The organism is Selenomonas sp. FC4001 (assembly GCF_000701565.1).
Lineage (GTDB): Bacteria > Bacillota > Negativicutes > Selenomonadales > Selenomonadaceae > Selenomonas_A > Selenomonas_A ruminantium_B.
Genome location: NZ_KL370793.1, coordinates 230,585 through 250,336 on the forward strand (window position 1 = coordinate 230,585; position 19,752 = coordinate 250,336).

Sequence of the window (19,752 nt, forward strand, 5' to 3'; positions counted from 1 at the left end):
AGCCTTTCTTACTTACTCCGGGTATAATTCCCGATACTTCTTGCGGTCCCCAATAACCTGTCTTACGTAATCCCGCGTTTCCTTATAGGGGATCGCGTCTATATCATGGAAGGAATAACTCCAATTATTCTCATCCATCCAAGCCTTCACATTGCCACGGCCAGCATTATAGGCCGCCAGCGCCAGCACATCATTGCCCTTGAACTCCCGCTGGAGCTCGGCCAGATACCAGGTGCCATAGCGGATATTCCGGTCCGGCTCGTGGAGGCTCTCCACATTGTAACTCTTGTCCCCTATCTGCCCGGCAATCCACTCGGCCGTGTCCGGCATCAGCTGCATAAGCCCCACAGCCCCGCGATGGGACAGAGCCGTATGCTTGAACTTGCTCTCGCTCTTGATGACAGCGGCGGTGAGGTTGCTGTCCACATGGTAGATTTCCGCATATTTCATCACCGTATCATGATAGGGATAGACATAAAAATACTTCCGCTGTACCGGCTCAAATTGCAGTACAAAAAACGCACTGAGACTTACGATTAAAATAAATAAAGCAACGCAAAAGCAGGTTGCCATGCGTCGCTGAATACGCCGATTCTGCTGGACCCTGTCACGAAATCCCTGCATGGGTCCACTCCTTCCAAAGTTTTTCTGCCTGCAGGAAACTCTCCTCCAGGCTGCCATTATTATCAATAAAGGTGTCTGCCCGCTTTTTCTTTTCCGAAAGAGGCATCTGGGCGGCAATGCGCGCCCGGGCCTCGGCCTCCGTGTAGCCATTACGCCGCATCAGACGCGTGAGCTGCACGGCCTCATCCACAAACACCAAACAATTCTCCTCTGTCATTTTATCCCATCCGGCTTCAAAGAGCAATGGCACATCCAGGATTATTACGGGAAAATTTTTTGCCTGCTTCACCGCAATCTGCCGGCGCATAGCCCGCTCCAAAATGGGATGGGTCGTTTCGTCGAGCCACTGGCGCTCCGACTCATTCCCGAACACCAGACGGCCAATGGCCCGGCGGTCCAAAGTGCCATCCGCCTGCAAAATCCCCTCGCCAAAATGCGCCACATAGAGACGGTAGAGAATCTGTCTGGGCTTTGCCAAGGCAAAGGCAATGGTATCGGCGCTCAACACCGCCGCACCCTTATCCCGGAAAAATCTTGCCATGGTGCTCTTGCCGCTGGCAATGCCTCCGGTAAGACCGATAACCCGTGCCATCACTCAGCCTCCTGACATTTGGGACAGAAATGTGTTCCCCGTCCCCCTACGGTAATGCGTTCAATGGGACGGCCACAGCTGCGGCAGGGCTCACCCTTGCGGCCGTAGACATAGAGATGTTCCTGATGGCTCCCCTGACCACCCTCACCATTCTGGTAATCACGGAAGGTCGTGCCGCCGTCTTCAATACCTGCTGCAATAACCTTGTTGACACTTTCCCAAAGGCGCCCGCACTCTTCCCGGCTCAACGACTGGGCCGGACGCAGCGGATGAATCCCTGCCAAAAACAACGCCTCATCGGCATAGATATTGCCAATGCCGCCGATATATTTCTGATTAAGCAGGAAGGACTTAATGGCCACCTTGCGCCGGCTCGCCGTCTCGTAAAGATAAGCCGGCGTAAATTCTGCCGACAGGGGTTCCGGCCCCATTTCCGCCAGCCCTTTGAGCATGGCCCGCTCCTCGGGGCGGATGCCATGAATAGTTCCGAGCGTGCGGGTGTCCCCATAGACAAGGCTCGCACCACCCTGCAAATGGAAGATTACCCGCGCATGGCTGTCGCTTGTCTTTCCTGTGGGTTCATAAACAAGCCGTCCCGTCATGCGCAGATGGAACACCACTTCATTGCCGTTATCGAGTTCCAGCAAGAGATACTTGCCCCGGCGGTTCATGGCTTTGATGGTACGGCCCGTGACGAGCGCCCGAAAGCCCTCGGTATCCGGCCACTTAATCATGCGGGGCAGGCGAATATCCAAATCCATGATTTTTTTCCCCGCCGCCATCTTGTCGAGATAGCGGCGGATGATTTCTACTTCCGGCATTTCCGGCATCTTACTTCGCCTCCGCCCAGTTCTTCCCTGCGTGCATATCAATGAGCAGTGGCACGGAAAGTTTCACGACGTTTTCCATGGTTTCCTTGAGGATGGCCTCCACCTGCGCACGCTCGCTGTTTACCACTTCGAGCACCAGTTCATCGTGTACCTGAACCAGCACACGGCTCTTGACACCCGCCGCCTGCAGTTTATGATATACCGCAATCATGGCCAGCTTGATGATATCGGCAGCCGCCCCCTGAATCGGCGTATTCATGGCCATGCGCTCTGCCAGCGAACGCTGCATGAAATTGCGGCTGTTGATGGCCGGCAGGTCCCGGCGGCGATTGAAGATGGTCTTGACAAAACCGTCCTTATGCGCGCCTTCCACCGTGTCGTCAATGAATTTCTTTACCCCGGTATAGCGGGCAAAATAATTGTCGATATAACTCTTGGCATCCTTGCGGGCGATGTGCAAATCCTTGGCCAGACCGAAGTCGCTGATGCCATAGACGATGCCGAAGTTTACCGCCTTGGCATGGCGGCGCTGCTCCCCGGTCACCTGTTCCAAGGGTGTGCCAAAGACTTCTGACGCCGTGCGGGCATGGATATCCTGATTCTGCCTAAAGGCATCCATAAAGAGCTCGTCCTGCGACACATGCGCTAAGATGCGCAGTTCAATCTGGGAATAATCCGCCGACAGCAGGCAGTCATAGCCTGCGCCCGGCTCAAAAAGTGCGCGGATGGTCTTGCCTTCTTCGGTGCGCACCGGAATGTTCTGCAGATTGGGGTCCGAGCTGGAAAGGCGGCCCGTTGCCGTAACCGTCTGATTAAAGCTCGTGTAGATGCGCCCTTCTGCCCCAATCAACTCCTGCAAACCATCAATGTAAGTAGATTTCAGCTTGCTCAACGTGCGGTAATGGAGCACCTGTTCCACCACGGGATGCTTGTCCCGCAGAGATTCCAAAACCTCGGCGTTGGTAGAATACCCCGTCTTGGTCTTTTTCACCGGCGGAAGTTCGAGCCGTTCAAAAAGCACTTCGCCGAGCTGTTTCGGCGAGTTGATATTAAACTCCGTGCCAGCGAGCACATAGATATCCTGCTGCAGGGACTGGAGGCGGGCCTCTAGTTCCTCGCCCTTCTTCACGAGTTCTTCCCGATTGATATAAATGCCGTTCTGCTCCATGGCCGCCAATACTTCCACCAAGGGAAGTTCAATCTCTTCATAGAGCTTATCCATCTGCAATTCTTTGAGCTTTGCAGCCAGTACCCGCTGCAGGCTGGCCAGGGCATACGCCTCCCAAATGACCTCTGCCTCAGCACCGGACAGATTCTCTGGCTTGCGCAGCGTGGGCAGATATTCCTGCACTAATCGTTCCAGTTCATACTTATTGGCTTCGGGGCTTAAAAGATAAGCTGCCAGTTCAATATCAAAGAAGCTGTCCGCAGGCTTCACACCTGCCTGATAATAGGCCTTTAAGCCCTTTACGACAGCAGGCTTTTCCGCCATAACCTCCTGCAGTACAGCCAGGCCTTCTGCCTCTGCAATATAGCCCAGCTTTTTTGCAGGCAGAAGGCAGACGGCTGCCCCAGTGAGCTTTACAAAAGGCGCCTTGCCACTGAACAGGCCGCAGACGGCCACAGACTCTGCCGCTGCCAGTTCCGTTGCCGCAGTCTCCTTATCCCAAACCGCATAAGACAAATCGACATCAGCCACAGGAGCTGAAAAATCCAATACGAGCTCGGCTTCTCCTTCGCCGTAAATCTTCACGAAGTTCTTCCAGACGGCCTTGAGTTCATAGCCATCACAGAAGGACTTCATGTGTTCATGGTCGGGGGTAATATCGTAGCTTTCCCAATCGAGTTCCATCTCCGGCACGTTGAGCTCAATGGTGGCCAGTTCCTTGGAGAGAATGGCCTGCTCCTTATTTTCCGTCAAGCGCTCCTTGAGCTTCTTGCCAGAAATATTTTCGATATTGTTCAGAACTTCTTCCAACGAGCCATACTCCAGCAAAAGTTTGCTGGCCGTCTTGGGACCTACCCCGGGCACACCGGGGATGTTGTCGGAAGTATCGCCCATAAGCCCCTTCAAGTCGATGAGTTTAATGGGCTCGAAGCCATATTCTTCCTGAAAGGCTGCCTCATCATATTCTTTTAACTCGGAGATGCCTTTCTTCGTCAGTAACACCTTCAGATTCGGCCGCACGAGCTGCAGGGCATCACGGTCCCCCGTGACCACCATAACCTCATGACCTGCTCCTGCCGCCTTTACCGCCAAGGTGCCAATGATATCATCAGCCTCATAGCGTTCCTTTTCGATAAATGAGATACCAAAAGCTGCTGCAAATTCATGCAGCAGCGGAATCTGGGCGAGGAGCTCTTCCGGTGTTTTGTCACGGGTTCCCTTGTATTCGGCATACCGTTCCGTGCGGAAAGTGGTTCTGCCCTTGTCGAAGGCAATGACCAGTTTATCCGGCTGCAGCTCTCCCAACAGCTTCGTGAGCATGTTGGAGAAACCAAAAATGGCATTAGTCGGCCGACCTTGGGAATCCGTCAGAGGCGGCAGTGCATAAAAAGCACGATACATCAAACTGCTGCCATCCAAAATTACAAAACGCTGGCTCAAGCGAATTCCTCCCTATTTTGTTCGTCTAAATTACTTCTGTTTCGTTTTTTCCTGTTTGCCCGTTTTATCAGCTTTGTCAGCCTTGCCCTGACCGGCTATCTTAGCCACCTCGGCGGCCTCACTCTTAGCTTCATTCTTATGCTCTAACTTCTTGGTGGCATCCACCTTTTCCTCACGGGCTTCCAACTTGGATTTTTTCTCCTCAGGGATGGTCTTCATGACGAAGCTGTTCTTCTCCAAAGTTCCATCGAGTCTGAACAAAGCCTTGGCATCAGCCAGCTTGCAGTAAAGCACATCCTTCTTGTCCACGCCGTCAGCTACGCCAATGGTGCTGACAAGTTTCCTCGTCTTGGCATTCCAGCCCAGGTCCACATGCGCAGCATCTGCCAAATCAATGGCAGGCAGATACATGGTGCCGCCCTGCTCAATGGCCTTGTTCTTCAGTTTCACGCCATTGACATAGAGCGGATAAACCTTGGCTACATAAGTGGGTTCGCCATCCGATTCATTGATTTTCTTTTCGATTTCCTCGTTGCTGACAAAATTTGCCACGCCATAACCGGCCAGCCATTTGTTCACATCTTCCACCGTCAGCTTCTGCCAGCCATAACCGTCGGGATAGATATAGTAAGCCACCGTGTTATCCGCCAGCTTTTCTACCACCACGCGATTGTAGGTGATTTCCACCGGCGTGCCGATTTCCACCAAATCAAAGAGGGCTTCCACATCCTCTTCATGCATGCGGATACAGCCATTGGAAACATAATGACCGATGGAATCCGGACGGTTGGTACCATGGATGCCATAGTTGCCCTGAATCTCCATCCAGCGATAGCCCAGCGGGCACTGCGGGCCGGAAGGAATCGTTTCCCCAGTGCTCGGGTCCGTCCAGGAAGGGTTTACATCCTTGGAACGAATCTTATAATAGCCCACGGGTGTCGGTGAACTGGTTTTGCCAGGACCAATGGGATACAGACGGATTTTTTCCGTGCCTGCAAAGAGGGCCAGGGAGCGTGCCGCTAGATTAATGGAAATCTTCTTTTCCAAAGATTTCTTCTCCGTTGCGGGAGCTTCCTTCGCTTCCTGCTTTTCTGCTGCCGGCGTTTCTGTCTTCTGCGCCTTTTCCGGTTCAGCTGCCGGAGCCACGGGCGCAGACATAACTGTCTTGCCCGTTTCCTTGGCCAGTTCCTGTTCCCGTACAGTCGGTTCCTTCACCTGCACAGACATATCCGCCAGAGTTGGCACATGCATGGGTGCAGCCCCTGCATAGGAAGCTGCCCCGCCAGTTAACAATGCGGCCGTCACCAGGCCGGCACAAATATTCTTGAGCATACCTAAAATCTCTTTTCTCTCCAAAATTTGACATGTCAATCTGACTTGTCAATTTGACATGTCACTTCTATATCCTATCATTTAAGCAGGCAATTTTCAATACACAAGCAGGGGATTTTCCCACCGAAATAGTATAAGGATAACCTCTACGCAATCAGAGGTTATCCTTACATACGCCAGTGGTATCCCGGCTTACCAATACATTGTCCAGCATGATGCGCTTGCTCTTGCCCCCGCGAATCGTTTCAATCAGCAGCTGGGCTGCACTCTTGCCGAGCTGGAACATATTCTGGTCCATGGTGGTGATTTTAGGTTCCACCAAACGGGACAATGAAATATTATCATAGCCCATGATGGAAATTTCATCCGGCACGGCCAGTCCCAAACGCTTACAAGCATTCATGGCACCTACCGCCATCAAATCGTTACAACAGAATATCGCCGTGGGCTGCAGCTGTGGCAATTTGCGTTTCAGCGCCTCTGTGGTGGCATCCACGGTTTCTACACCATTACCTTCACCGATATTCAAAATGTAGTCCTCGCTGAAAACTTCCCGCTTCGTCATAAACTCCCGGTAAGTATCTTCTTTGATATCGTAGGAATCGGAATTGCACCCGCGCACAAACAAAATTCGCTTGTGCCCGAGGCCTGCCAGATATTCGAGCGCCGTCTGCGAGCCCATCTGCTCATCATTGCCCACATAAGACACGCCCCGTATACGATGATACCCATTGATAAACACCAGCGGCACCCGCTGTACAAGTTCCTCATAAAAGGTTTCGCTGATGTTCTTGGTATTGGGGCTGATGACGATAATCCCCGACACATTGCGGGCCACCAATGTATTGATGGCCTGCATTTCCTGCACGGGGTCGTTCTGCGCGCAGTTCAGCAGAAAGGAAAATCCATCCTGCCGAACGGCATCCTCGATACCGTCAATAACTTCCGCAAAGAACATATTATGCAGGCCCGGCACCACGACACCAATGGTCGAAGACTTGCGGGTATTGAGTTCCCGGGCCTGTACATTGGGCACATAATTAAGGCTGCTGATGGCCGCCTTAACCTTTTCCTTGGTTTCTACTTTCACCGGGTAATTCCCGTTGACTACACGGGATACGGTCGCAACAGAAACACCTGCCGCTTTGGCCACATCCACGATGGTAGCTTGTTTCTTTTCTTCCATAAAAACCTGCTTTCTTCGGCATTAGTCCTCAGAAACAGTCTGCATAAACTTATCAAAGGCCGCCATGCCTTCAGCATCGCGCTTATAGACACCGGCATGTGTGAGCACGGTTGCAAAGACCTTGCCGATTTCCTCTTTCAAGATGCCATGGACCTGGTTTTCTTGCACATGCGGGTATTTTTCCCGCAGCATCTTATACCAGTCACTGTGTTTGGCCAGTTCTTCGTTAGCGGAGATATCTTCCGTCCCGCGCACGAGTTCCTCCCCCAAAAGATGCATTTCCTGCTTCAAGCGGGCCGGCAGTACAGCCAGTCCCATGACTTCAATCAGGCCGATATTTTCCTTCTTGATATGATGCACTTCGGCATGGGGATGGAAAATGCCCAGCGGATGCTCTGCACTCGTGCGGTTATTGCGCAGAACCAAATCCAGCTCATAGGCTGCGCCCCGGCGGCGGGCAATCGGCGTGATGGTGTTGTGGGGCTGACCGTCACTTTCGGCCAGAATCCCTACGCTCTCATCACTATATTTACGCCACTTGTCCAGAATCTTTTCCGCAAGGTCAGCCAGTTCTTCCCGGTCATCCCCCGTTAGGCGGATGGTGGACATGGGCCATTTGACCCGGCCGATTTTCACATTGGGATAGCCTGCTGCACTGTACGTCTTTTCTACGGGGGCCTTGGCCATGGCAAAGTCATAGCGTCCGCCCTGATAATGGTCATGGGAAAGAATAGAACCGCCCACTATGGGTAAATCCGCATTAGAGCCCAAGAAATAATGGGGGAAAATCGTCACGAAATCCAAGAGGTTCTCGAAACTCTTGCGGTTTACCTTCATGGGAATGTGTTTTCGGTTCAGGACAATGCAATGCTCATTGTAATAGGTATAAGGGGAATATTGCATAAACCAGCGATGGGAGGCCAGCCGCAAGGGGATTAAGCGGTGGGTCTGCCGTGCCGGATGTCCTGCATGACCAGCAAAGCCTTCGTTTTCCCGACAAAGAAGGCATTTCGGATAAGAACTGGACTTAACGAGTTTTGCCTTGGCGATATCGCGCGGGTCCTTTTCCGGCTTCGACAGATTGATGGTGACATCCAAATCACCATATTCTGTAGCCGTCTGCCAAACGATGTTTTTGTCGATTCTGTCCTTGCGGATGTAGTTGGAGGCAATGCTCATCTTGTAGAAATTGTCCGTGGCCGCCTTGGGTGCGCGAGCATAGTCGCTTTGGAATCTGCGCACCACTTCCGAGGGGCGGGGCATGACACAGTTCATGATGCGGGTATCGAACAAATCCCGTTCACTGGTCGTGCCTTCGATAAGTTTTTCCTGCACCGCATAATCAAGTATCTGCTCTAAAATGGGGGCAGCTGTTTCTAAGGTTTCATTTATCTCTTCGGGCTCAAATTCACTCACCTGTAAAACATCAATGAGCAAATTGGCACTGTAGTAGTAATCGTCTTCGCTGATAAGTCCGCGCTGCTTAGCGAAATTCAGCAGGCGGTTGATTTCTGTGTTGATGTTCACTTATATCTTCCTTTCAGCCCTCTCCGATGGAGGCGACATAGTCGCGGGAGTCCAGTGGACTCCCCGGGCGGTGGCAGCCGCTAGGCTGACGGATGAGGTCGCTTATTTTTCGTAACCATTGGGATGTTTCTGATGCCAGTTCCAGGCTGTGCCAATAACCTGCTTCACATCGGTGTAGCGGGGATTCCAGCCTAGAATCTTTCTGGCCTTCTCACTGGACGCAATAAGCTGTGCCGGGTCACCAGCGCGGCGGGCACCCATTTCCACCTTGATGTCCTTGCCCGTGGCTTCTTTAGCGGCTTCAATCATTTCCTTTACGGAGAAGCCCTGACCATTGCCCAGGTTAAAGATATTGCTGTCGCCGCCCTTGCGCAGATACTCGAGTGCCAGTACATGGGCATCGGCGAGGTCGATTACATGGATGTAGTCGCGCAGGCAGGTGCCATCCGGCGTTGCATAATCATCACCAAAGATGGTGATATGGTCACGCTTGCCCAGTGGAACCTGCAGGATGAGCGGAATCAGATGCGTTTCCGGATGATGGTCCTCACCGATGGAACCATCGTCCAAAGCACCTGCGGCATTGAAGTAGCGCAGGGACACATAGCGGATGCCGTCGGCCCGGCTGACCCACTTCATCATCTTTTCCATGGTGAGCTTGCTCTCGCCATAGGTATTGGTCGGGCAAGTCTCATCATCCTCCATGATGGGGATTTTCTTGGGTTCGCCGTAGACAGCAGCTGTCGAGGAGAACACAATCTTATCCACATGATGGCGCACCATGGCTTCGAGCAGCACCTGCATACCATAAACGTTATTATTGAAATACTTCAGCGGCTTTTCCATGCTCTCGCCGACCAGCGAGTTGGCTGCGAAGTGAATGACCGCTTCGATTTGATTCTCGGTAAAAATCTTGTCGAGAACCGCTGCTTCACGGATATCGCCCTCGTAGAATTTTGCCTTCGGATTCAGGGCATCGCGATGACCAGTCTGCAGGTTATCCACGATAACCACATCTTCGCCCTTTTCCACTAACTGATGTACGGCATGGGAGCCGATGTAACCGGCACCGCCGCAAACAAGAATTGACATGTCAATGCGCTCCTTTATCATCAAACAGAAATCGCTTTCTATTTTAACATCTTTTCTATGGATTTACTATGCGTTTTCTATCATTTTACCCGATGGGTACCATCTGCGATATTCGCCACGTAGAAGCTCGGTGCATAGCCGATTTTTTCCGTGTACACCTTGCCTACTTTTTCCTTGAAGGCTTCTATGGCTTCATTCTTGACGAGGCTCACCGTGCAACCGCCAAAGCCGGCGCCGGTCATGCGGGAACCGATTACGCCATCCACCTGCCAGGCAAGCTCTGCCAGCGTATCGAGCTCTTTGCCCGTTACATCGTAATCATCACGCAGGGAATAATGAGATTCATTCATCAGCTTGCCAAACTTAGTCACATCATTTGCTTCCAGAGCCTCAACGGCTTCCAGCGTGCGGTTGTTTTCCAGTACCGCATGACGGGCACGCTGACGCTCCAACGGTTCGGAAATAGCGCCGGCCAACTGATTGAACTCTTCATTGGAAAGCTCGCCCAGGGCATTCAGCTCCGGCTTTACTTCCTTGAGTTCGTTTAGCGCATGCTCGCACTGGGCACGGCGTACATTGTAGGCGCTGGAAGCCAGGCTGTGCGGCTTGTTGGTATTGGTGATGACGATGCTGGCACCGTCCAGAGCGATTTTGCTGTAACGGTAGGACAGCGTGTTGCAGTCGAGAAGAATTGCACAATCCTTCTTGCCCATCCCCACAGCGAACTGGTCCATAATGCCGCAGTTGACACCGACAAAGGTGTTTTCAGCTTTCTGGGAAAGTTTTACCATTTCAACCATATCCAGACCGAAGTCAAAGGCATCGTTCAAAATAAGGGCCGTCAGCACTTCGATGGAAGCCGAGGAAGAAAGACCGGAGCCATTGGGCAGCGTGCCGAAAATCAGAATGTCAAAGCCGTGACCAGCCTTATACCCTGCATCTTCAAAAACCTTTACCACACCCATGGGGTAATTGGCCCAATCCTTTGCCTTGTCATAGCTCAGGCCGCTCATCGGAAACTCGATTACGCCTTTGTCTGCCATATTCATGGAGTAAATCTGCGTCTTGCTGTCCTGACGGTCAGCCACCAGTGCATAGGTTCCTAGCGAAATTGCACAGGGGAACACATGGCCGCCATTGTAGTCCGTATGTTCACCAATCAAGTTCACACGGCCTGGTGAGAAATAGCTGCGCGTCTCTCTGGCAGCATCAGCACCGAATTTAGCAACAAACTTCGCCTGCATTTTCGCGAGAATTTCATTTTCTTTTTCCATGTTCAAGGCCTCCTATATATGTAAACGTTTTCTTTTGTTTTGAAAAATTAAGGCGCAACTCTGTGCTTCGCTTACAAAGTTGCGCCGCATTTCCCTTTGTTGTTTCTAGTTTACTCCTGAACGCCGGGAATGTCAAGATTTTTTGAAAACGTTTTCTTTGACATTTTCTTACGTTTTTTACTTATTCATGTCTTCCCATTTTTCTTCCAGTTCTTCCACAATGCGGGCATGTTCTTCTTCCGTCAGCGTCACCTTGCCACGATAAACGAAGGCAGCGATAACCAGCAGCAGTACCGGAATAGCGAACATGATGAGCTGGAATTTCAGCAGGCCGCCTGCCGTGATGTCAGCAGCCGTTGCACCACCGGTCATGCCAACCCATACAGCCGTCAGACCAACGATACCGCCCGTAATAGCACCAGAGAGTTTATCCACCAGCGGACGCACGCAGAGGCAGACCGCTTCATCACGATGGCCAAGTTTCAGCTGGCCATATTCAACAGAGTCCGTAATGGTCATGAGAACCACGAGGAAGATCAGCGGCTGTGGCAGGTTAAAGAGACCAGCTGCGACCAGAGCCATCCAAACGTTCGTGCCGGAAACGGCATAGAGAATCAGAGCAGCCGTCATGATAGCCAAGGAGCTGAAGAACAATTTGCGGCGGCTGAATTTCGTCGTAAGCACCGGGAACAAAGCCACAGCCATCAGGCCGATAACCACGTTGATGATACCTAAGATGGAGAATTTCGTTGCATCACCGATAACATAGATGAAATAGTAAAGATTGAAGTTATTTACAATATTCTGTCCTAAACCCAAAATCAAATAAGCGCAGGCTATCCACAGCAGCTGGTCATTCTTGGCCAGAACTTTGAATACATCTTTGAAAGACGTCTCCACCTTGTTTTCACGCAGAGCAGATTCCTGCTCCTTGGTACCTATGCCCAGGATAATTGCGCCCAGGGTTGCGATACCACCGCCAATGCAGGCAAAGGCAAACCAGCCCTGCGGGTCACCAGCACCGCCATTCTGATTAACGGAGAAATAAAGTACAATCGGCATAACCATGATAGTTACGAGCTGGCCGCCGAATACCGAACCGATACGGGCAACCGTAGCCGTGATTTCACGTTCGTGAGAATCAAAAGAAAGCGCCGGAATCATGGACCAGATAGCTACGTCCTTAGCAGAGTAGAACACATCCATGATAAAGTAAACGATTGCGAAAAGAATCAGATAAAGGGTCGGGTTCGTTACGGTAAGACCGCCAAAATCCGTAAAGAGTGCTGCCAGCGTAATCGCTGCTACAAACGCGCCTACGATAACCCAAGGCTTAAACCGGCCCCAACGAGTTTTCGTCTTGTCGATGATGTTGCCCATAAACGGGTCAATGAAAAGTTCTGCCACACGCAGTACCATGATGATGGTGGTAACTACACCAATCATGTACGCATCCCGGCTGGGATTATTGGATGAAAAAAGATTACTGGTAACGAAAATCATAAAATACGTTGCCAGCATGGCGTAAAATACGTCATGTCCAAATGTACCGCAAGCATAAGCGATGCGCGGCCACATGCTGTTTTTCTTCTCTGCCACTGCTACTGCCTCCATTGTCCGAGCCTCCTAAAATCAACCTTTAATCGTCCGCATATAAGCGATTAAGCCATCAGCGATTTTTTCCAAATCTCCGGAGCTGGTATTGACAACCAAGTCGTAATTTTCACCAGCGCCCCAAGTACGTCCCGTGTAGTAGTTGTAATAACGGGCACGCTTTTCGTCTTCCTTGTCCAGTTCCTTCAGGCTCTTGCCGTCATAGACTTCCTGGCCACGTTTCTCACGGAAATCATCGTCAGCGCAGACAAAAATTGAGAAAACGTTATCTTTTTTCCGCAGAGCATAATCGGCGCTGCGTCCCAGGAAAATACAAGGAGCATCCTCTGCCAGTTTGCGGATGGCAGCCGACTCGCTCATAAACATTTCCTGACTGCTGCTGCCCATATGAGTGCCAAAGGAATGGAACGGAATAAAACTCATGGACAGGGGCTTAACCTGATTTTCCATTTCCAACAGCTCTTCTTCGCTCAAATCATCAATCCCCAGCTTCGCTGCGGCGATGTGGACAATCTGGCGGTCATAAAGCTTGATGTCTAATTTCTTCGCCATAATCTCCGCCAGCTCACGCCCGCCAGCACCATACTGACGGCTGATGGTGATAACCGTATTTTCCATTAATAGTCCCCCTTGTTTTGTTCGGAAAATAATGTAAACGTTTTCTTTAGATCTAAAAAATAAATATCGACTTACTATCGTTACTCAAACAATAGTAAACGATTTCCTTATCTATTATTATAGCGTGTTTTGTAGATAATGCAATATGTTTGGTAAAAATAGTAATTTTCAGTTTATTTGTCGGTTCGTGCTGAAATCGTTTTGTTACAGCTCAGCGCGGGTGGAGGTGGTAATACTTTTCGCCGTTGCACTGAATGACCCACATGCAAATTTATAGCTTTCTAGCTACCTGCGCCGGGCAAGACCGGCGGCGCGTATGTTCAGCTCAGTGTTTAGTCTGTGCCGTTTGTGGGCCAGTCCTCACTGCGTTCGGACAGTCGTTCCACGGCGAAAAGCATCACCACCTCCGCCCCAAGTGATGTCCGTATAAGACGGCATTTTCGCGGTGACCAGCAACAAGTACATCGATGTTCTCGTAACGGGAGTAACGAGTTCGTGGCAATCGTTACTCCGTAACTGGAGGCAGACGTGGGAGTGATTTTTCTGTCAGGAGCGACTGCCTGAACGTAGTGAAGGCCGGCCCGACGTAGGCAGCTACTAGAAAGCACGCTGAAAGACGCGCCGCCGGCCTGCCCGGCGCATATAGCTAAACAGCGATTTCTTTCAGGGAGAGTCGTTTAGCGGAAAACAGAAAAATTACTCCCACGTTTGCCCCTAACTGCGTATGAACTAGATACCTTTATCACGAACTCCCCCACAAACTGCAATAAAAAGCCCGCTGATCTGTTCGTCAGCGGACTCTTTAGAAAGCGAAAGAATAGCTTATTTTTTTGTCAGCACCCACATATAAGCCGCAAAGTCCGTGTCAATCTTCTCCACGCCCAGTCCGTTATACATGAGCTCATCCCCATAGAAAACCTGCCCTTTCATATCCAGGGATTTTTCCCCGCCAAAGTCCATGCTCAAGCGCTGGGCTGGCAGGTAATCGGTCAGTTCATATTCCACATCTGCGTCCAGTGCCGTCAGCTGCAGCTTCCGAATCGGCGTAGCCGGTTCGGCCAGGGTCTTGAAGTAGAGCACGACCACTTCTTTACCATCTTCGCTGACAAACTGCCAAGCCGTTTCGTTTTTCGTCCCGGCAAAGGGCGTCAGCAGGCGGTAGAACTTGCCAAGCTGCAGGGTCGGACGCAGTTTCTTATACAGGGCAACATGCTTTTTGACCTGTTCCTTTTCTGCGGCGCTCATACGGGTAATATCAAGCTCGTAGCCAAAATCTCCCGCAAAGGCACAGAGTGTTCTCGTCTGCAGGCTCGTCACACGGCCCACCTGATGATTTGGCGTCACCGATACATGGGCGCCCATGGTAATCGGCGGGAACACCAGGCTCGTGCCGCTCTGAATAGACAGGCGGCAGATGGCATCGGTGTTGTCACTCGTCCAGGTCTGCGGCATGTAGTAGAGCATGCCCGCATCAAAGCGGCCGCCACCGCCGGAGCAGCTTTCAAAGAGCACCTGCGGGAATTTTTCCGTCAGGCATTCGAGAACATCATAGAGACCGAGCACAAAGCGCGTCTTGGTTTCGCCCTGACGTTCTGCTGGCAATGCTGCTGAAAAAGCCTCGCTCAAATGGCGGTTGAAGTCCCATTTTACATAGTCGATTTCTGCCGATTCCAGTACATCACCGACTGCTTTCACCACATAGTCGCAGACCTCCGAACGGGACAAATCCAGCACGAGCTGATGGCGGCTGAAGCTGTTCTTGTAATCAGGCGCATGCAAAATCCAGTCCGGATGCGCACGGAAGAGCTCGGAATCCTCGGAAATCATCTCCGGCTCGAACCACAGTCCGAATTTCAGCCCCCGCTTATGGGCAGAAGCCGACACGCCTTTTAAGCCCTGCTTTAATTTATCCGTATTGACAAACCAGTCGCCCAGACTGCTGTTGTCGTCATTGCGCTTGCCAAACCAGCCATCATCAAGGACTAAGAGTTCCAACCCCAAATCGGCGGCAGACTGTGCCAGATTGTCGATTTTTTCTTCGTCAAAGTCAAAGTAGGTGGCTTCCCAGTTGTTGACGAGAATCGGGCGCAGTTCATGCTGATATTTGCCGCGTACGATATGTTCACGCACCGTCTGATGGAAAACCTGGCTCATGCCGTTAAGGCCCTTATCGCTGTATACGAGCATGGCTTCCGGAGTTTGGAAGGTTTCACCGGCACCTAAATGCCACTTGAATTCAAAGGGATTGATTCCGCCGATAACTCGGGTCGTGCCAAACTGCTCCACTTCGGTGACAAAGGATGCTTCACCACTCCAAATCAGGCTGAAGCCATAGACTTCGCCGCTCGTTTCGCCGGCATCCTTTCTGGCCAGTGCCAGGAACGGGGACTGCTGATGGGAGCTGGCCCCGCGGCGGCTGCCCGTTTCCTGTACACCGCGCATAAGGGGCACGCGTTCCAGGCTGCGTTCAGCGGCATGGCCGCCATAGAGGCTCAAACGGTCAAAGTCATGGTCAGCAAAATCCAGTGCAAAGCTGGCCGCATTGGTTAGGTCAAGCGCTTCACTGCCGCAGTTCGTAATCCTTGTACTGCGGGTCAGCATGGCCGAATCCTGCAGCAGCGTATATAAGAGCTCCACTGCCAGTTTTCCCTGACTGTCCTTTAGGTAGATATGCAGGGTTTCAGCTTCCTGTTCCCCGGCATATACGGCGGGGAGACCTTTAAGTTTTGGCTTGCCTGCCGTGATTTCGTAATGGTCATAGAAGAGTTCCGTCACGGTCGTGCCGTTTGCCAGGCGCACTTCATAGGCGGGCAGGCGATAGTCCCCATGGCCATAAGCGGGGTATTCCTGCGGCAGAACATCCAGCGAGAAGGTACGCTCGTTGGAATATGCCGCCGGCTGTGGCGAAAAGGCGCGGTCAATGGCCTGCATAGGCGAGCTGTCCCGGAACGTCTTCAAGGGACGGCCCCAATAGCGGTGCAGTACATAGCGGTCTCTTACCACCTGCATAACATAGCTTACCTGCGCATTGTGCAGATGAAAAATCCCGGTTTCTTGATCAAATGTAATCATGTTGAGGCCTCCTTAAATGCCCTTAAACGAAAATTCCAGATGCATTGTTTCATTCTTCATGCGGTATTCTTCCAGAACCGGAGCGCCCCAGGTATCGTCACCGCCCACGCCGCACTGTCCGGCCGATGCCCGCAGGAAAGTATGATGTACCTGCGGCAGGTCGTAGCTGTGACGTGCATTTTCGAGTTCATGGGCGCTGTACGGCAGTGCCGAAGCAGCGAGCGGAATATCGCCGCTAATCCGCACACCCCTACCCCGCTTGTCGGTAACTTCCAGCCAGCGGACGCCGTTATGGTTGCCGCATTCCTGTGGCAGCAGGTAGTCTTCCATTTCATCCTGCACGGTAGATTTATAGAGGCCAAGCTTTGCGCCTTCCTGACGGTCTGCGTAGTTGGCCTGCGGACCATAGCCATAGTAACGCAGCTCGCTGTAATCCGCGGGCAGGGTAAAGAGCATAGCAAAGTCGGGAATCTCCGGCAGGCCTTTCACCTGCTCATAGTCGAGTTCCGTCTTCAGGCCGCCATCAGCACATACCGTATAGGTAATCTGGCAGCTGGCCACCGGCTGGGTAGCCAGCTCATAGGTAAAGCGAACCTTGACTTCATCTGCCGCATATTCCTTGATGCCAAGCTGACCGAACCAGTTGAATTCCTGCCACTTGCCGTCTGCCAGCATTTCCTTTTTGACGCAACGGCGGTAAAGGCTGGCCAGTTTCCACTGGGCTACGGCAAAGTCACGGCGGCAGCCGTAGTCGTTATCCACTGGTGCCCGCCAAAAGGAAGGTCTGGGCATTTCTTCTAAGAGTTCCACGCCGTTGAACTTATACGAAACGATATTGCCCTGCGCGCTGGAAAACAGGATTTGCCCACCGGCAAACTGCACACCCAGATTGATATCGCCCTGCACCACATGCAGGGAATCCATCCCGTCCGCCCGCAGCTGAGGAGTATAATGCACAGGTTCGCTGACCTCTGCTTCGGTCACGGCTTCAGCAGGCGTTAAGACATCCACTTCCTCGACCTGCCATACACCCTGCCCGAAGGCCACTTCATGACCTTTTCTGGCCCAGGCGGTATCTTCCTTCAGCAGGAGCGAAACCGTAAGGCTTTCCTCACCGGCATCGGTCACCGGCAGCTCGCTAAGTTCTATCCGCAGTTTTTCACCTGGCTTGACACTGGGCGCAGATTCTGTCTTTTCCCAGATTTTATGGCCGTCCAGCAACAGTTCATAATGCAGGTCATATTCGCTGGCATCCGTGAACAGGCTGATGTTTTCAATGGTCACGGCATCGGCTTCCACCTGCAGATGGAAATTCTGATAGTTGAACTTCACATCCTGCAATTTAGCCGTAAGCTTCCGGTCGGCATATAAAATGCCATCCCCGCTGAAATTATAGTCGCTGGAACGGTCGCCAAAATCGCCGCCATAAGCCAAAAATTCCTTGCCGTAGCGGTCTTTTTTCGCAATGGCCTGGTCGACAAAATCCCAGATAAAGCCGCCCTGATACCGCGGTTCGCGTTCCGTAAGTTCCGTATACTTGTGCATACCACCGTTGCTGTTGCCCATGCTATGCGTGTATTCACAGCAGAGGAACGGCTTTTCGGGGTGCTCTTTCAGGAACTTTTCAATGTCGGCAACCTTGGTATACATCTGGCTTTCCATATCGCTGGTATCGTTATAGCGTCTATCCCAGAAAATGCTTTCATAATGCACGAGGCGGGTGGGGTCGGTCTTGCGGAAATACTCGCTCATGGCGAAAATATCCTTGCCGCCGCAGGACTCATTGCCGCAAGACCAAATGATGATGGCCGCATGGTTCTTGTCGCGTTCGAGCATAGACTTGGCTCTATCTAAGATAACGGCCTGCCATTCATCATGGTCATTGGGAACGGTATGCTCATCACGGGCCAGCACGCCGTTCTTCTGCCAGGTGCCATGGGTCTCAAGATTCGTCTCGTCAATCACATAGAGACCATAGCGGTCACAGAGTTCATAGATATAACTGCTGTTGGGATAATGCGAGCAGCGCAGGGCGTTGATATTCTGCTGCTTCATCGTGATGATATCCTGCTCAAATTCCGCCGGATTCATGGCCCGCCCGCGATAGCAGTCAAACTCATGACGGTTCACACCCTTAAAGACAATGCGCTGACCATTGATTTTCATGAGGCCGTCTTCCAGTTTGAACTCACGGAAGCCCACATTATAGGGAATGACCTCCTGCAGATTGTCCGCGTCATCATAAACAGCCAAAAGGAGTTTATACAGATGCGGATGCTCCGCACTCCACAGCTTGGCCTCCTTCACCGACAGGATAAATTCATCCTCACCTGCAGCCCCGCTGATATCCTCCTCAGCAATAAGCGCCCCTGCTGCATCAAGCAGGCTGACCTTGACCTTCTTGGCATGCGCCCCTGACCAATGGATTTCGCCCGTCAGCTCGCCATCATGGTAATCGTTTACCGGAAGTGCCGTAAGGTGCAAATCCTCCACATGGATGCGCGGCTTCGTATAGATACGCACTTCCCGGAAAATCCCGCCAAAGCGCCAGAAATCCTGATCCTCAATCCAGCTGCCCGAGGAAAAACGGAACACCCGCAGGGCCAGTTTATTCTCGCCCTGCGTCAGATACGGCGTCAGGTCAAAATCCGCCGGCGTAAAGCTGTCCTCACTATAGCCCACGTAATGACCATTTAGATAGACTGCCACGGCCGATTCCACACCAGTCAGCGACAGATACAGATTCTCCCAGCCCTGCGGCAGGCGGAAGCACTTCACATAAGAACCCGTGGGATTGAAATGCTCCGGCACCTGACCGGGAACTACTGCTTCCTGCCCGTCCCAGGGGTAAGTCTGGTTGGTGTACTGCGGGACGCCATAGCCTTCCATCTGGAAATGCGCCGGCACGCGGATGGTATCCCAATCATGGCAGTCAAAGTCCAACTGCTCAAAGCCTGCGGGCGCGAGCTTCGGATTCTTCGCATAATGGAAATGCCACAGTCCGTCCAGACTGCGCACATAAGAAGATTCGCCGCGCGTAAGCTCGGCCATATCGGCATAATAATGGTGGTCGCTATGCGCCGGCAAACGGTTCTCCTGGAAAAATTCGGGGTCAGCCAGGCTGGCCAATGAAAAACTGGACTCTGACATGTGATTTCCTCCTTAATCGCTTATAGTAAACGATTTCTTTTCTGAACTACGCTCATTATACACGCAAAAACAAGATAAAACAAGGGGCTGTGATAAATAAAGCCGCAAAAAACTGCCTGTAAAAATCACAGACAGTTTTTTGCGGCTGCGGTTATGCCCTCTAGCTTCCCATTATCAGCTCTTTTTCTTCATGGCTGACTGGGTGTCATGCTCGGCACTATTTATATCTTTAC

The 19,752-nt window shown here is 51.8% G+C and carries 13 protein-coding genes; all 13 read right to left on the reverse strand.

Annotated features, from left to right (window positions below; genetic code table 11):
* Positions 1 to 12 precede the first annotated feature (12 nt).
* The 13 genes from T320_RS10775 to T320_RS10835 all read right to left on the reverse strand — a co-directional run bounded on the left by T320_RS10775 (position 13) and on the right by T320_RS10835 (position 19,519).
* A complete protein-coding gene (locus T320_RS10775; RefSeq protein WP_081824819.1) occupies positions 13 to 624 on the reverse strand; it encodes a lytic transglycosylase domain-containing protein in 612 nt (203 codons plus the stop codon).
* Positions 608 to 1,216 carry a dephospho-CoA kinase gene (coaE, locus tag T320_RS10780; RefSeq protein WP_037355665.1) on the reverse strand — a complete coding sequence of 203 codons (609 nt, stop codon included), beginning with the start codon at positions 1,214 to 1,216 and terminating at the stop codon, positions 608 to 610. Before coaE ends, T320_RS10775 begins: the two co-directional genes overlap by 17 nt.
* The gene (gene mutM, locus T320_RS10785) at positions 1,216 to 2,046 is read right to left on the reverse strand and encodes a bifunctional DNA-formamidopyrimidine glycosylase/DNA-(apurinic or apyrimidinic site) lyase (RefSeq protein WP_037355667.1); all 831 of its coding nucleotides are present in this window, start codon (positions 2,044 to 2,046) and stop codon (positions 1,216 to 1,218) included. The genes coaE and mutM overlap by 1 nt, the downstream gene beginning before the upstream one ends.
* Position 2,047: 1 nt before the next feature.
* Entirely contained in the window at positions 2,048 to 4,654 is a 2,607-nt protein-coding gene (gene polA / locus T320_RS10790) for a DNA polymerase I (RefSeq protein WP_037355669.1), read from the reverse strand.
* Between the two features lie 30 nt (positions 4,655 to 4,684).
* Positions 4,685 to 5,986 carry a L,D-transpeptidase family protein gene (locus T320_RS10795; RefSeq protein WP_037355671.1) on the reverse strand — a complete coding sequence of 434 codons (1,302 nt, stop codon included), beginning with the start codon at positions 5,984 to 5,986 and terminating at the stop codon, positions 4,685 to 4,687.
* A gap of 154 nt (positions 5,987 to 6,140) precedes the next feature.
* Positions 6,141 to 7,172: a LacI family DNA-binding transcriptional regulator gene (locus T320_RS10800; protein ID WP_037355673.1), complete on the reverse strand. Its 1,032-nt coding sequence runs from the start codon at positions 7,170 to 7,172 to the stop codon at positions 6,141 to 6,143.
* 21 nt (positions 7,173 to 7,193) lie between these two features.
* Positions 7,194 to 8,699, reverse strand: coding sequence for a UDP-glucose--hexose-1-phosphate uridylyltransferase (gene galT, locus T320_RS10805; protein WP_037355675.1), 1,506 nt, complete (start codon positions 8,697 to 8,699; stop codon positions 7,194 to 7,196).
* A gap of 102 nt (positions 8,700 to 8,801) precedes the next feature.
* Positions 8,802 to 9,791, reverse strand: coding sequence for a UDP-glucose 4-epimerase GalE (gene galE, locus T320_RS10810; protein ID WP_026761079.1), 990 nt, complete (start codon positions 9,789 to 9,791; stop codon positions 8,802 to 8,804).
* A gap of 80 nt (positions 9,792 to 9,871) precedes the next feature.
* A complete protein-coding gene (locus tag T320_RS10815) occupies positions 9,872 to 11,065 on the reverse strand; it encodes a galactokinase (RefSeq protein ID WP_037355677.1) in 1,194 nt (397 codons plus the stop codon).
* Between the two features lie 177 nt (positions 11,066 to 11,242).
* Entirely contained in the window at positions 11,243 to 12,679 is a 1,437-nt protein-coding gene (locus T320_RS10820) for a glycoside-pentoside-hexuronide (GPH):cation symporter (RefSeq protein ID WP_231465892.1), read from the reverse strand.
* A gap of 18 nt (positions 12,680 to 12,697) precedes the next feature.
* Positions 12,698 to 13,297 carry a cytidylate kinase-like family protein gene (locus tag T320_RS10825; protein ID WP_026761082.1) on the reverse strand — a complete coding sequence of 200 codons (600 nt, stop codon included), beginning with the start codon at positions 13,295 to 13,297 and terminating at the stop codon, positions 12,698 to 12,700.
* 822 nt (positions 13,298 to 14,119) lie between these two features.
* The gene (locus T320_RS10830) at positions 14,120 to 16,369 is read right to left on the reverse strand and encodes an alpha-galactosidase (protein ID WP_037355679.1); all 2,250 of its coding nucleotides are present in this window, start codon (positions 16,367 to 16,369) and stop codon (positions 14,120 to 14,122) included.
* A 12-nt stretch (positions 16,370 to 16,381) separates the two neighbouring features.
* Complete coding sequence (locus T320_RS10835; RefSeq protein ID WP_037355681.1) at positions 16,382 to 19,519, reverse strand: beta-galactosidase, LacZ type; 3,138 nt, start codon at positions 19,517 to 19,519, stop codon at positions 16,382 to 16,384.
* Positions 19,520 to 19,752 lie beyond the last annotated feature (233 nt).